Below are 15,295 nucleotides of genomic sequence, written 5' to 3'. Positions count from 1 at the left end.
ATTAAAGCCTTTTTCTCTGATGAAAATCCGAAATCTTTACTTGAGATGGCTGGTTCTCCCGATAGTAAATCATATGCTCGGAATATGGCTTTAATAGCCTGATAGTTTTAATATTATTATAAGTTTTTGTAAATTAGATTACCGGTTTCTTTGGATTCCGGTCCTTCAATTGATTAGAATAGAATGGAATATATCACCAAACCTCGATAAAATAACCCATAATGGAAAGTATAGTATCGTTTTGCTACGTGGAATAAATGTTTACTTATAAATATTATAAGCAGAAAATAATTTTATGTCAATTACTGTTTTTTTTGTCGTTTTTTCTTATTTAAGAAGAAAAAACAAAAGCTGTCAGTAAGTTTTTTACATAACAGCTTTTCTACTCGTTATACTGAATGAAACTCAATCTAATTTTATATTTATCTATGATATACCCTGGTTAATCCGTATAATCTTTTTGCAATTTCCTCATTGAGCATTGCTTTTTTATATCTCCATGCCCAGTTCCCCTCAGCTTTCCACGGATAATTCATTTTTGCTTCATTGCCCAAGCATAAGATATCCTGCATTGGAATTATGGCCATATCCGCTACTGATGAAAAAGCCGAACGTATGAAGTCCCAGCATATCTCGGCGGTATCGTTTGATGTATTAAGATATTTTCTGACTTTGATTTTAATATTCTCAGGAAATGAGGAGTAAGCCCCCCATGTTGTATCATTGTCGTGGGTTCCTGTATATACCACAGAATTCCTTTCATGGTTATGCGGAAGGAATCGCTTCGTATCTTCCGTAATCTCACTAAAACCAAACTGGAGTACATTCATGCCAGGAAAGCCAAGTTTCTCCCTTAATTCCATGACATCGCGGGTAATGTATCCGAGATCTTCTGCAATAATCGGAAGTTTGCCAAGTTCCTTTTCTATGGCATGAAACAATTCTTCACCAGGTCCCGGCACCCACTTTCCGTTTTTGGCAGTTGAATCACTCGCAGGGATTTCCCAGTATTGGGCAAAACCTCTGAAATGATCAATTCTGAAAATATCCGATACTTCAAGAATGTTTCTAGATCTCTCAACCCACCACTTATAGCCGTCCTCTTTTATTGCTTCCCAATTGTATATCGGACTTCCCCATTTCTGCCCGTCGGAGCAGAAAATATCCGGGGGGGCTCCCGATACAACAAGCGGATAGCCCTTTTCGTCAAGTTTGAAATATTCCGGGTTTGCCCATACGTCAGAACTGCCGTAAGCTATAAATATAGGCAAATCCCCAATTATTTTAATTCCATTCAAATTTGCATAAAACTTGAGCTCAAGCCACTGGGAATAAACTAAAAACTGAGCAGCCTTATGGCAAAATACTGATTCTTTAAGCTTTTCATTCCACTCTGCTATACTAGACGGATTCTTTGGATCGACAGGCACTTTCCACTCATTCCATTCCTTGTAATTATTATGTTCCTTTAACGCCAGAAACAGTGCATAATTATCAAGCCATGCAGCATGTCTTTCACAAAAACATTCAAACTTTTTTTCCAGCAACTTATCAGAGCTTTTCCTTAAGTTTTGAATTGCTTTGAATATAAGTGGTGCTTTATACTCCCTAACTTTATTATGCTCAACCCTGCATTCATCAAAGTCAGGTATACTGCTAATGTCTGAAGGTAAAAGCAATCCAATTTCAATAAGTTTATCAGGGTTTATCAAAAGCGGGTTCATGGCAAAAGCAGAAATGGAAAGATATGGGCTGCCTTCAATGATCGGAGAGACTAATGGAAGGACCTGCCACAGTTTTTGCCCTGAGAGAGTGAGGAAATCAATAAATTCATACGCCTCCCTACCCAAATCCCCTATACCATATTTACCTGGAAGTGAAGTAGGATGAAGTAAAATACCGCTTGACCTTTGAAATCCCATCTGAATCATCTCCTTTTTCTAACGTAATATTAACTGAATACTTCCTGATTCAGAGCTATTCAACTGGCAACATCAGACGTCTTTGATTCAAAGCTGTCTGCCGCATCCAAGCCTTCGTCAAGACAATATGTAAAATATGAGCTTTTAAGAAGATAGCAGTTTCTGCATACTGTGGGGATTTTGTTATTATAATCCCTTTCCAGCCAGAACTTATGATATTCCAGAAAATTTTCCCTTTGTACTATGTCCTCAAGTTCTTCTGTTATTAGATTCCCGAATTTTCTATTTAGGCGGGTATGAAGCCCACAACAGTTGAAATTACCTTCATGGTTTATGAAAAACAGATTTGTTCCGCAATATTTATGCATTGTTCTGTAAGGATAATTTGCAAAGTCCCGCAAATTGATATTTATATTTTGCCTTATAAGCCGGTTTTCCAGTTCGTTTCTCATTTCAATCCAGTTTTTCACCATTGTACTGCCCTCTTCAACTAATGGCGCAAATGTGATCTTATTGACCCTGTTTTCAACATAAAAAGTATGTATATATTCTTCCAGATCCTCTATGGTATCTTCAGGGAATACTATTTTATGGGTTACTATGTTTAACTTCCCATTTCCGTTTTCTCTTACTTTAACAAGTGTTTGCAAGTTTTCCACCACTCTTTTGAAGCTTGCACCTACGCGTATAGCCTCATACTTTTCCGGCCTGTGGTCGTCTATGGATAGTGCAAACCATGTAAGTCCACTGTCAACCAAATTTTTGATATACCTGTCTTTTAGCATAGTCCCATTTGAAACCAGACCTACCTGTTTTGTATACTTTGATGCTACTGCACATAAATCAGGCAAATACGGATTCATAGTAGGTTCACAATCACCTTGGAACACAACATTTATTATGTACTTATCAAGTTTACGCAGTATAGTATTCAATTGCTCCGGTGTAAGAAACTTCTTTTCGATATTTTTTGTAACTGAGCATCGCGCTTCACACATCTTACAGTTTATGTTGCATATATTGGTAGGCTCCACAAGTACTGTTGAAGGGAATAAAAAATTATCATTTACCATTTTTACATCTTCCTTTCTATTCATAAAATATTTTTTCAATTCTTGTTAATCCTTCTTCAAGCAAGGAGTGCGGGCAGGCGATATTTATTCTCAGAAATCCTTCACCTCCCGGACCGAATACCTGGCCGTCTTCAAGTCCAACACCGGCCTTTTTTGCCATTAAGTCCACCAAAGCCTTCTGTTCCATATCCAGACTGCGGCAGTCAAGCCACACAAGATAAGTGCCCTCAGGTCTTATTACTTTTATGCCTGGTATCCTTTTCTGAAAGAATTTTTCGAGAGTGTTTAGATTTTTCCCCAGATATGTCAAAAGCTTGTCCAGCCATTCTTCACCGTAATTATAAGCTGTTTCCAGAGCTGTTATCCCAAATATATTGTTGTGGTAAAAGCCTGTAGAAGCGATTGCTGCACTGTATTTTTCACGCAGTCTTTTATCAGGAATTATAGCCATAGATGTAGATAGTCCGGCCAGGTTGAAAGTCTTGCTTGGGGAGATACAGGTAACAGTATTTGCTTGCAGCTCTTGAGATAAGGTAAATATGTGCGTGTGCCTATAAGAGTCCAGTAATATATCACAGTGAATTTCGTCTGATATAATCACTACATTGTTCCTCAGACAAATCTCACCAAGTCTGGCAAGCTCTTGCCTCGTCCATACCCGCCCTACAGGATTGTGGGGACTGCACAGGATTAAAGCTTTTACACTCTTATCCATCTTCTCTTCAAGGTCTTCAAAGTCCATCATGTATCTTCCGTTATCCAGAATAAGATTATTGTAAACAATCTCACACCCCTGATTAGTCACTGCAGAGAAAAAAGGATAATATACAGGGGGCTGAACTATCACCTTATCACCAGGTTTTGTAAAAGCCTTCACTGCTGAGTTCAAAGATGGTACCACACCCGGACAGTTAATCAGCCATTCCCTTTCGAGCCTACAGCCATGCCGCCGCTGCATCCAGTTAATCACAGACATGTAATATGAATCCGGCCTTTCGGTATAGCCGTATATTCCATGCCTGGCTCTTTGTGTGATTGCGTCTATTACTTCCCTTGGAGATAAAAAATCCATGTCCGCAACCCACATGGGAAGGACTCCTGCACAACCAAATATCTTTTCTGCAAGATCCCATTTTACACTGTTCGTGTTTAGTCTATCTATTACCTCATTAAAATCTTCTTTCATTATTTCTACCTGCTTTCATTTAAACATTGTAAGGTTTTGGCTTGGGAATCAAAGGTGTTGCTTTATTGATAAGGCTGTTCATCGAATTGTATCTGCATAAATCAGTTCCACATTTCTTCTCCACCCTCTCCCATGCCATTTTTACCCCATCCTCAAATTGTATCCTCTGATGAAATTCAGGTATATCATTGTATACCTTCTCTGTATCCAGCGCGCAGTGGAATCTCGTAATATCCCTATAGAATTCAAATCTCCCATTGTCATCCTCCAGCAAATCCGCTGCAGGCAGTGTAACCATTACCGCTTCCCTTCCAAGAACCTTCGCGGCTCTCTCATAGAAAGTTCTCCATGACATTATCTCTCTATATGAGAGGTTGTATGTCTTACCAAAGCATTTTTCCCTTCCTGCAGCATTAGCAAAGGCTATCCCCGCATCATCCCTGTGACATGCCTGCCATGTCGAAATTCCGCTGTCACCAAGCAGTACAGGCGCGCCATTATACAAACATTTCAGAAAACGTGCCCCTTCAAAATCAAGCTGGTTTACAAAGAAATCCTCCCCATAAATATGCGAAGGCCGAAAGATAGTAGTTTCAAAAAACCCCTTTTGTGCAGCCTTCAGAAATTCCATCTCAGCCGCAAATTTATTTGCACCGTATTCGGTGTGTGAACTGGCAGGCGAAGTTTCTTTTATCGGTTCTAATGCTTCTATAAGATTATATACACAGAAGGTAGAACAGTAGATATACTGTCCGGTCTTTGCAGCAAATGCGTCTATTGCTGTCTGTGCCTGAGCTGCGTTGAAACAAAGCATATCTATAACAACATCCGGCTTTTTTTCAGCAGCTTTTTTCAGGCTTTCGCAGTCATTCCTATCTCCTCTTATAGTTTCAACTTCAAATATGTTGGCATTATTTCCACGGTTGAAGTGTATTACATTATGCCCTAACTCCATGCAGGCTTTTGTAATTCCCGTAGAAATCAGTCCTGTTCCGCCCAACACCATAATGTTCAATGTTGTCATGCCTCTACATCTCCCTTTATTTTTTTATTTCTATGAAAGTGTCAATATCCTTCATTTTTTTCATAGCATCCTCAGTAAGCTCTTGGATAGAGGATTTAATAAGTACTTCAGGCTCAAGAAGATCGGCCAGGACATGGTACATGTGTGATACTTCCTTTAAAGGCGGCAATATTATTGCTTTAGAAAAAACTGCAGCATTTATTCTGTCTATCTCACCCATGTCCGATTTATTCATTTCAGTATCAATAATAGCAGGGAAACGGTGGAGTTTAGTAACAATCTCCTGCTGTACTTCATTTCCTAATATAATCTCACAGGCTCTCGCGGCATTTTCATATACCTCTGGTGTCAGATACTTCGATAGAAATAGATAATTACCGTTCCCTGTAGACAGGCACTCCCTTTTCAGCCTAGGTATCTCTGAAATCCCAAGCTTATTGCCCAGCACACTTAGATGCTCAGATATATCCCAATCTCCGCCTATACAGAATGCTGCCTTTCCTTCCTGAAACGCTTGCCTGCTTTCCACCTGCTCCCATTTCACCGGCATGATTTTTTCTTCATATATAAGCTGCTTCAAAAGTGTCAGAGTTTCAAATAGGGATTCCTTCTCTATCCCGCTTCCCGGAGCAAGGCTCTCCGACCACAAAGGAGATCCGTACCCGTACAGCATAGGAAGTATAAAGTAACAGGCTGCCGTAGGAATTACAATAGGATACTCCATATTAAAGTCTTTTTTTAGTTTTCTGGCTGTATCAAGCAGTACTTCAAAGCTTCCCGGCTGTTCGGCTACCATGTCCTTATTATAGAAAAGGAGTTGGTGATTTCCTCCGGCCAAGGGTATACCCACAGTTTTTCCGTCAAGTACAGCACCTGCAGCCAGTTTGGGATCGACTTTTTCAAGAAGGTACGCAAGGTTTGTTTCCTCTATGCTGACAAACTCCACATCATTCCATTTATTTGCATAGTCATTCGCCCCTATAGTACACAACCTTTCACGCATAGGTATATCTGCCCACAGCTGCGGAAAATCTTCCATATAAAGATCTTTCATAGTAGGACTGTAATGAAAATCCGCCAGTCCGGAAAGTCCCCATGAATCCGGAAGATGTTCAAATGTACTTTTTAAAGTTGCTACATACAAACTATTGTTTGACATGTTTTTTCCCCCTTTTTTAAATGTTTTATTTTTTATATGCTTCCAATAAGCATATAGTGCCTTTAGTCCAGACAAGATTTATAGAATTGTTAACTATACTATAGGAAGGTTTCCCGTGTCTTAATATGAAATCCGTTCCATAGGATTTATCTTGTTCCCACGGCGGTAGCAGTTCCATAACAGAATTAAGTTCTATTACGACCGCATCACTTTTCCAGCATTCAGGCAACTGAATGCTTAAAGTTATTTCCTCTTCCTCATCTGAAGCCTTGTATTCTGTCCCAATCCACGTTACAGCTATCCAGCAGACATTTTCCTTAGTACTGTCTATCCTCCACCAGCAAAAGTCTCTTGAAACCCCATAAACTGCTACTCTTGCACTCTCCAGCCTTTCCTTCAAACTTTCGTATACGTCTTCTATGAAATGGTAAGACCTATAAAGTCCCCAGTGATTGCCCCATTTGAGACTCTCCGACTTTATATTTGCACGGTATATGCCGCAGGAAGCATCGTGATTTCCTATAACTTCATACTTAGGACGGTTCCCCACTCCTGCCGTGCAAAACCTTGAAAAGAAATGTCGGAGCTGAATTCCCTCCGATCCTTCTCTTTCGGGAAGTTCTTTGCCTTTAAAAAACGGGTTTGCCATATCATGGGTATCTATCGGGTAAAGCACTGTTCCACCTTCCCCAGATGGTCCGTTCTGCATCTCCATTGTCGGATTAAATTTGAGAGACCACTGTAGATTCTGTGCTGATATAGGTAAACCGACCTCACTTCCCAGAATAATTGTGAAGCCTGCTTTTCTATATCTCCAAATATCATTTCCGACATGGTCAGCAAGCACTCCAGCCGCTGGAAAACATTCTTTTGCTTTTTGGGATATCTCAGAAATCTGTGCGGGAGTCAAACTGTCACATATTGGTATTTCTTCACCGTTCTCGTTCCATAGATTGCTATATATATGGTCCACATAATCTATTCTTAAGAAATCAAATCCATAGGTGCGATGCATTCTTGGGAAAAATTCCGATAAAAAGCTTACTGCTTCATCGTTGGGCACAGTTTTACAATCCCCTAATTTTCCTGTTATTTGAAAGGACAGTTGATTCGGCATCATATTATAATGGAACATAAAAGCTGCATGGGCTCCATAAGAGTGCTCCGTCTGATCTTTTCCATTTATGTCACAACAATTCCAAACCGGGTACCCACCTTCATGGTAAAATCCTTTAAAAGCCGCAGCCCCAGCTCCGTTCCATGTTTGAGGTATCATGGTAAAGTATCCGTTTTTCCTAAGCAGCTTTAATGCATTCAAATAAGCCTTTCTGTTTAATTCAATGGGTACATTAGTATCTTCAAATGAATCCAGACCTTCTTCATTAAGAATTCTCCCACATAGCTCACTTATATGCCGGGACATCTCTTCCTGCTTTTCTCTAGTATATTGCTGCTCTATAGTCTCGTTATTATAAAGTGTATTATTATCAGGCGAAAACCTTATCCAACGGAATAAATAGGGCTTGTCCATAGCTACCCTGGAAAACGCAGATGTATGTGTTACCAGATCCACGCCTGCCGAAATTCCCAGAATGTGGCAGCAATCAATGAAATAGCGAACCTGGTCATATCGGCTCATTCCTCTTTTTTCAAATTCCATATGCGTTACTTCATCGCTTACTATACTAAAGCTGTTTTGTGCATATACTATGCCAAGTATACTTTCAAAAAATGGAGCTACATGTAATGCCCTGACTCTTAAAAGAGGAAGAATACGCACCACATCTATAAAATTCCCTGTTGTATCTATTTCTTTTCCCGTTGCTCTTATATTCAAAAAGCTGTAATCCGAGTGATTCATCCAATTATCAGACACTTCGTCAGCTACAGGGCTTTCTGGACGTCCATCTTTCAACTTTACGTCCTGAAATAGAAGATTAAAGAATAATATTCCAACTATTTCGGGAAGCTCGAGTGCTTCCAAGTATATCAACGACTGTATACAGCCTTTGCATTTATACTCAGCGTACAGCTCATTAGCTTTGCTTACAGCTTTGTCCAGCGTCCAGCCGCAGGTCGGTGAATCCAGAAAAGCTTGCAGCGAAATATATCCCAGCTTGCTCCAATAATGGGGCATCTTCCGATTTTCTAAGAGTTTTTTAAATTTCATTACTTCCCCCCTATAATCAGTCTTTTTTTGAACATACTTCAACTAGCCATATAGTCCCACTACTGCAGCTTATTTTAAAAGCATTGTCATTGTATTCATATGCTATATTCTCGGGTGATAATTTCCATTCTTGACTTGTACAGTTTTTTAAAGGAGGCTTTATTCCTATAAGAGGTGATATTAGCAAAGTTTTAGTACTATTTATCCAAAATTCGGGCATAGGAATATTTATATGAATTTTCCCTGCATTTATATTTTCCCGGTACTCTTTACCAATCCATGTTATAGCTATCCAACAAGTTTCTTCAGCAGAGTTGTCTATTCTCCACCAGCAAAATCCCGTGGAAATACCGAATTTATTTACCAAGGCAGTCCTAAGCCTCTGCTTAAGAGAATAGTAAACATCTTCAACAAAATGATGGCTATCAAATACCCCTCTATGATTTCCCCATTCCATACCCTCCGGGTTATTTACGGTTCTATAAATACCTGATGACATATCATGATTGCCTACAACCTCATATTTAGGCCTGTTTGCAGCTCCGACAGAAGCAAATCTTGAAAAAAAGTGACGCAATTGCATACCTGCTGCACCTTCCCTGTCACAAAGCTCCTTACCTAGAAATAATGGGTTTGCAATATCGTGGGTATCAATCGGGTAAGTTACAGTACCACCCTCCCCCCAATAGCTATTCTGTTTTTCCAGCATACGGTTGAATTTGAACATCTTATGTACATTTTCAGGTGTCATAAGCTCTTTTACTTCTCTTCCTATGGTAAGGGTGAACCCGGCTTTTCTATAAGAATCAATATCGTTCTCAAAGTGATCTGCCAGCATTCCGGCAGCCGGAAAACTTTCTTTGGCCTTCCGGGCAATTTCAAACAACTGTGATGGGGTTAATCCATCACATATAGGAGTTTCCCCTCCATCTTCCGTCCAGGTATTATCAAATACATGGTCAACATAATCTACCCGAAGAAAGTCGAAACCATAGTTCTTATGCATTCTGGGAAAAAACTCCGACAGGTAATCAATTGCGCAATCATTCGGTTTTGGCCTCCAGTCGTTTTCGTCTCCGGTAACCTGATAAGGCAGTCTGTTGGCTTTCATGTCAGAATGGAACATAAATGTGGATTGAATTCCATACATATGTTCTTGCTGGTCTTCAAGATTTATATCACGGCAATCCCATATAGGATAATTACCCTCATATTCATACCCTTTTATTCCCACTGCTCCAATACCATTCCAGGTATGCGGCGGTATTGTAGAGTACCCGTTAGACCTTAAAACAAACAAAACTTTCCAATATAATACTCTGTTGAGTTCCAGGTCCATTTCAGGGTCTTCCAGAGTCGCATATCTATTACCCGTTTCCTTTTCAAGCACAAATGAGCATAGTTCACGTACATGAGCAGCCATTTGCTTCTGTTTTTCTTTACTATACTGTTCATCAAGGGTTTCTCCGTTATAAAAAGATTTACAGTCAGGAGAAAACCTTACCCACCTTACAGTTTCAGGGTTTGAAATCGCTACCCTTGATAAAGCACTGCTGTGCGTCACCAGGTCAACTCCGGCAGCTTTATTTAGCAGATGACAGCAATCTATAAAGTATTTTAGTTGTTCATAGCGGCCTACCCCTCTTTTTTCAAGCTCTAAGTGTGTAACTCTGTCATCTATGATAGCAAAGGAGCTTTGTGCATATATTACTCCCATTATACTTTCAAAAAAAGGAGCCACATGCAGTGCGTCTACACGAAGAATAGGTAGTATCTGGGTTGCATCAATGAAGCTTCCAAGGGATTCTACTTTTTTTCCTGTTCCTCTTATATTTATATATGAATAACTTGAGTAATTCATCCAGCTATCATCCTGTTCACCAGCTACAGGGCTTATCGGGCGACCATCCTTTATTACACAATCCTTTGCAAGGAAATTATAAAATATAAACCACACTATTTGGGGCAATTCCAATGCTTCAAGATAAAGCATGGATTTTATACAATTATTCTTCCGGTATTCCTTATAGATGTCATTGGCTTTGTCAACAGCTTTCTCTATATTCCATCCATCCGGGTTTTCTTCAATAAACATATCATGAAGCATCTTGCCTGTTTTATTCCAGTATTCAGGCATCATTTCACACAAAAGCAGATTATTTATCTTCATCTCCATTGCTACCTCCAAATACAATTTTAATTTTTCATCTTTTCAAATTCTGCATAAGCTTTCCACGATAGTTCCGGTCTCCATTTTTACAAGCTTGTCCGCAAGGCCAAAATAGCGGTCATCATGGGTTATAGCTATTACGCATTTACCCTTAGCTTTCAGCTGAGGCATCAAAACATTATAGAAAAAACTCCGGAATTCGGGATCCTGATCCGCCGCCCACTCGTCAAACAGGTAGAATGGCCTGTCCTCAAGGTAGCTTACAAGAAGAGCTAGCCTTTTTTTCTGTCCGGTAGACAATTCTGTGGTGGTAAAAGCTCCATCCTTAACATCAACTTTCTGGTCGATACGTAGTGTCTTAAGGTATTCACTGATTTCCCGCAGCCGCTTGTCAGTATTAATCCCGTAAAGTTTACTAAAAAGGTAATAATCGCTGAAAACTGTAGAAAAAAGCGAACTAAGCTCTCCGGATGCTACATTTTTCCCGTTTAAAAAAATGCTGCCTTCATCTGGACGATACAGTCCCGTAATAAGCTTTGCCAGTGTAGATTTTCCACTCCCGTTTCCTCCTGTAATAAATACAATCTCTCTGGAGCCTATTTCCATGTTTATTGGCCCTACACTAAACTTTTCACCATTTTCATTTTTATAGCTGTATTTTACATTATCCAGTTTGATAAACAGATTATCTGTATCTATTTCATTAGCGTTAACATCAGGTAATACTTCAACCATAGAAATGCTTCCAACAATATCAGTAATCCTTTTCCAGCTTATACGCACATTGATAATGCCTGGAATTCCATGCACTATCGTATTTACAGCTCCTGCCATACTAATAAAAACAAAGACATAATTCCTTAATACATTTCCTTTCAACTCAGCAAAAATCATAGGAAAAATAAAAAGTGCAGCACCGGTAGCTATTTGAAAAGCAGTTTCTCCCACAACAAAAGCTGATGTAAACCTGTTCTCTCCTTCAACACGATTTTTCCTGTAACTGTCACAACATTTCATCATATCCATATAAAACTCTTCTCGCCTGTTCTTGTGCATATAAAGTTCCTTAAATCCGTTTAGAAGGTCATTTATAAATCTATAAAAAGTATTTTGTATATCCCTTGCCTTTTCCCACATTTTTTTTGCAGATCGACTAACTGCTAAAAATACGATTGAAGCAGAAGCGAAAACAACAAGTGAGGCAATAAGACCGTATAAGTTTAAAAAACCCAGGTAAATACAATAGCATATTAGTGTAATACTGGCCGTAACTACACCTATGAGAACATTGGCTAAATAACTCACAGCTTCCGTATCTGTATTTAGCACCGTGTATATCTTTTCACTGCCAACTTTCTCAATCTTTTCAAGTGACATTTTCAGTATTCTGTCAATAAGCTTTATCCTCATAGAATATACAATGCCTGTAGTTAAGCTAATAAGCTTTTTCCTTACTGTAAGAGCCCCAAATGAAGAAAGCAAAACGCCCAGTATATAAAACATGTATATACCCGTTTCATAACTTTTTTCCCTATTAAGGGATTCATTTATAAAAAATATTATCAGAGAATTTCCCAGACCGCTCATTACACTTAATACAACTACCAAAAAATATGGACGTTCATCATTTTTCACGAAGAATTCATTTAGTATGTAATATAGAAAAAACACAGTTACATCTGTAAATATAGATAAAGTTGATATAATAATACTTTTTGATCCTGTTCTTTCTATGACAGCCCATGACTCCTTATATAGTAAAATATCGGGTATGTGGTAAAGGCAATAATAGAAAGCCCCGATCACTACAAGAGAAAATAAAAATTTTATAAAACCTTTATATCCGCCCCCTTTGAATCTTCTTTCTTTTTTATAAATCTGTACTACTAATCTTGTTAGAAAATACAGAGTTGTGCAACAAAAAACCATTGAAGCAAAGACAACAGTAAGTGACAAACTATCCAGCAAACAACTCACCCTTCCAATTGAGACTTTAATTGAGCTTATAACGTTATAGTAAATACTGTTATTTCTCTCCTATGTCATATATATGGCCTGATTGGACGACAAGTAATATAAACCCAAGCTTACATTTTCTTTAATTTTTGTATTATATTTACATTAGTAGTCGAATTTATATCCCCACTAATACATTTTAATTTTTGACGTATTTATTAATTTAGTTCTGGAGACAACTCCAACTGAAATTCAAATTATTCAACTAAGCTTCAAGTTAATTCTTGAGTGATAACTATACTTTTCCTTACAGCTTGTTTATATTACAAGATATATATCAGCGTACAGTATAACTATTAGCGTCAGGGTCATGAGATTTGATATTGACATAATTAGACATAAACTTGTTTTTAAAAGTATAAAAGTCTAATATCCGCTCGTTTTCTCAACATTTACACCTCCTTCATTATTTTCAAATAATTTTCATTTATGATCACATATTACTATACGTAAGTAAAATGTTTTTTCAGATAGTCGTATACTATTTTTTTTTGATAAATGTATACAAATCTCACAAATTTGCAAATAAAAAAAGCTGCCAGTTAATCTTTATCCTACTTGACAGCTCTTTCACTCAGTATCAGTGATATTTCATATAATGTGTGAAAAATACTCTAAATGGCTCATTTAGTCAGAACTTTAGCTTCCAGCTCACGTACCATATCAGAGTATTTCTGACATACTTCAGTCGAAGTTCTGTCCTGTTCAAACTTTTCACATTCACGGTTAAGTTCCTCTATTACGGCAGAAGACAAGTTGTTGCTTGCATATTTAAAAACCACATTATCCTCCTTGTCGATATGCCTGTGCAGTAAATAAGTATATGACATTGCGTTCGATATCACATCAAGCCTTGATTCATCTTCACCATCAATAACTTTCCTTACAGCCAGCTCAAGCTCCTGGATATATAGCCTTCCAAGATCATGTTCAACCAGCATTCCATGCCTCACAAGCTTTTCCGCAGGGGAACCGAGTTCATGCATCATCCTGTTGAACAGCATATTTTCTTCTTTTCCATGATGATGTTTATCTGCATAATTCCTGACAAAATCAATTATCCTGTAAAAATCCTCAAATTGAACAGCCTCATTTTTTAGTATTTTGTAGCAATATCTGCGGATTACTGCCAACATCCTCTTGATGCTCTTGTGTTCTTCAACCATAAGTTCTATACAATTCATCACTCAATCTCCCTCATATCTTAAATATGCTGCAAGTCCCATCCTGATTTCTCTTATACCTGAAATCATGGTTCAACATTTCAACAAAAGAACTTATCCATGCTTCTCTCAGAGAATAAAAGTATTTTACATCTCCCCTCACCCTATCCCAGTATGGTTTATGCAAGCATGCGGACCTTTGCCATACTACTTCGTTTATATTGCTGCTTACTACCTCCATTACCCTGTCGCAGGGCATTCCTTCCAGAAGATAATTATTTAGCGCCTGGAATATATCTTCAGCAGAATCAACACATACACCATATTCACTGGCTGCTTTCCCCCCCTGGTCGGAGTAGATTTTGATAAGCTCATCCATGTGACTTTTATCATGGTTCAGTATTCTGGTAATCAGATCAGCCTGCCTAAGCTCGGCACTCTGAATTTTTTGCTGGAGCCATCCATGAATATTGGAAGTGTCTATTTCATTCTCCAGGGGTTTACCGTATGTCGGATGCCCAAATCTGTCATTTATTTCTTCAGTCCATTCTCTTACAGGCAGTCCGTTTTCTCCTGCCCATAGGATAATATCCTCCTCTATGGCTTCAAACCACTGAATTTTATTATATAGCCAGTAATGAATCTTTCCTAAAACCAGGCTCATATACTTACCTCCATAATCGTTTTTACTGGTTACTCTTTTTTTCCGCCTACTCAAACCGATATCTCAATTCATTATCCAGGTTTGACTTATATATTTAGTCTTTGTAATTATAGAAACTTTTAAACTCCTTGTCTTAGTAGCAAAATACAGAAAATAAATGAAAAAGCAGGTTTCAAAAGTCTTAAGACTCTTGAAGCCTGCTTTTTTCGCAGATGATTATTTATCATTAATTTCGTTTAATAAACAAAGCAGCTTTCAGGTAAATTCCTGAAAGCTGCTTTCATGGTTGCGGAAGCCAGATTTGAACTGACGACCTTCGGGTTATGAGCCCGACGAGCTACCGGACTGCTCCATCCCGCGTTATAAATCTGGCAGAGACCTACTTTCCCGGGGCGCTTCCACCCAAGTATCATTGGCACTGAGAAGCTTAACTGCCGTGTTCGGTATGGGAACGGGTGTGACCTTCTCGTAATAACCACCAGAAAGTTCAAATCGTAATAAGCTTCGTACTGCTGCGTCAGACTTCCTGTCCTCCGGTACTCATTTATATTTCATAAACTCCATTCCTCGGCAGTCGTCTTCCTTGCATTACTCGCTTCTGACGATTTTATTAACTTTTTCAGGTACTTTTTTGTACCTTCAAAACTAGATAATGTAAGTAATATGATGGAAGAGGATTCATAAAGACTTTAAAAGACCTACTCTAATATAAAACCTGTTTTGGTCAAGCCCTCGACCTATTAGTACC

General features: G+C 38.6%; 10 protein-coding genes, 1 tRNA gene and 1 rRNA gene. All 12 read right to left on the bottom strand.

What is annotated here, in order from left to right:
• Positions 1-422: 422 nt before the first annotated feature.
• The 12 genes from malQ to rrf all read right to left on the bottom strand — a co-directional run bounded on the left by malQ (position 423) and on the right by rrf (position 15,030).
• Complete coding sequence (gene malQ / locus N3I35_13225) at positions 423-1,922, bottom strand: 4-alpha-glucanotransferase (GenBank protein MCX8131044.1); 1,500 nt, start codon at positions 1,920-1,922, stop codon at positions 423-425.
• A 59-nt stretch (positions 1,923-1,981) separates the two neighbouring features.
• The gene (locus N3I35_13220) at positions 1,982-3,034 is read right to left on the bottom strand and encodes a radical SAM protein (GenBank protein MCX8131043.1); all 1,053 of its coding nucleotides are present in this window, start codon (positions 3,032-3,034) and stop codon (positions 1,982-1,984) included.
• Positions 3,012-4,181: a PatB family C-S lyase gene (locus tag N3I35_13215; GenBank protein MCX8131042.1), complete on the bottom strand. Its 1,170-nt coding sequence runs from the start codon at positions 4,179-4,181 to the stop codon at positions 3,012-3,014. Before N3I35_13215 ends, N3I35_13220 begins: the two co-directional genes overlap by 23 nt.
• Positions 4,182-4,200: 19 nt before the next feature.
• Complete coding sequence (locus N3I35_13210) at positions 4,201-5,205, bottom strand: NAD-dependent epimerase/dehydratase family protein (GenBank protein MCX8131041.1); 1,005 nt, start codon at positions 5,203-5,205, stop codon at positions 4,201-4,203.
• Positions 5,206-5,221: 16 nt separating this feature from the next.
• The gene (locus N3I35_13205; GenBank protein ID MCX8131040.1) at positions 5,222-6,364 is read right to left on the bottom strand and encodes an extracellular solute-binding protein; all 1,143 of its coding nucleotides are present in this window, start codon (positions 6,362-6,364) and stop codon (positions 5,222-5,224) included.
• 25 nt (positions 6,365-6,389) lie between these two features.
• The gene (locus N3I35_13200) at positions 6,390-8,534 is read right to left on the bottom strand and encodes a hypothetical protein (protein MCX8131039.1); all 2,145 of its coding nucleotides are present in this window, start codon (positions 8,532-8,534) and stop codon (positions 6,390-6,392) included.
• 16 nt (positions 8,535-8,550) lie between these two features.
• On the bottom strand, positions 8,551-10,710 hold the full coding sequence (locus N3I35_13195; protein MCX8131038.1) for a hypothetical protein: 2,160 nt from the start codon (positions 10,708-10,710) through the stop codon (positions 8,551-8,553).
• A 36-nt stretch (positions 10,711-10,746) separates the two neighbouring features.
• Positions 10,747-12,672 carry a cyclic peptide export ABC transporter gene (locus N3I35_13190; GenBank protein MCX8131037.1) on the bottom strand — a complete coding sequence of 642 codons (1,926 nt, stop codon included), beginning with the start codon at positions 12,670-12,672 and terminating at the stop codon, positions 10,747-10,749.
• A gap of 671 nt (positions 12,673-13,343) precedes the next feature.
• Complete coding sequence (locus tag N3I35_13185) at positions 13,344-13,904, bottom strand: hemerythrin domain-containing protein (protein ID MCX8131036.1); 561 nt, start codon at positions 13,902-13,904, stop codon at positions 13,344-13,346.
• Between the two features lie 13 nt (positions 13,905-13,917).
• The gene (locus tag N3I35_13180; GenBank protein MCX8131035.1) at positions 13,918-14,547 is read right to left on the bottom strand and encodes a hypothetical protein; all 630 of its coding nucleotides are present in this window, start codon (positions 14,545-14,547) and stop codon (positions 13,918-13,920) included.
• A gap of 283 nt (positions 14,548-14,830) precedes the next feature.
• Positions 14,831-14,907: transfer RNA gene (locus N3I35_13175), tRNA-Met, on the bottom strand.
• Between the two features lie 6 nt (positions 14,908-14,913).
• Positions 14,914-15,030, bottom strand: a 5S ribosomal RNA gene (gene rrf / locus N3I35_13170).
• Between the last annotated feature and the right edge of the window lie 265 nt (positions 15,031-15,295).

The organism is Clostridia bacterium, assembly GCA_026414765.1.
Classification (GTDB): domain Bacteria; phylum Bacillota; class Clostridia; order Acetivibrionales; family DSM-27016; genus SKW86.
Note: the sequence above shows the minus strand (reverse complement) of the source record. Positions and strands in the feature narration are given on the sequence as shown.

Bases quoted from the DNA above. Each gene is read 5' to 3' on its own strand.
- malQ (MCX8131044.1), bottom strand. From the start codon at position 1,922: ATGGGATTTCAAAGGTCAAGCGGTATTTTACTTCATCCTACTTCACTT.
- N3I35_13215 (MCX8131042.1), bottom strand. From the start codon at position 4,181: ATGAAAGAAGATTTTAATGAGGTAATAGATAGACTAAACACGAACAGT.
- N3I35_13210 (MCX8131041.1), bottom strand. From the start codon at position 5,205: ATGACAACATTGAACATTATGGTGTTGGGCGGAACAGGACTGATTTCT.
- N3I35_13205 (MCX8131040.1), bottom strand. From the start codon at position 6,364: ATGTCAAACAATAGTTTGTATGTAGCAACTTTAAAAAGTACATTTGAA.
- N3I35_13200 (MCX8131039.1), bottom strand. From the start codon at position 8,534: ATGAAATTTAAAAAACTCTTAGAAAATCGGAAGATGCCCCATTATTGG.
- N3I35_13195 (MCX8131038.1), bottom strand. From the start codon at position 10,710: ATGGAGATGAAGATAAATAATCTGCTTTTGTGTGAAATGATGCCTGAA.
- N3I35_13185 (MCX8131036.1), bottom strand. From the start codon at position 13,904: ATGAATTGTATAGAACTTATGGTTGAAGAACACAAGAGCATCAAGAGG.
- N3I35_13180 (MCX8131035.1), bottom strand. From the start codon at position 14,547: ATGAGCCTGGTTTTAGGAAAGATTCATTACTGGCTATATAATAAAATT.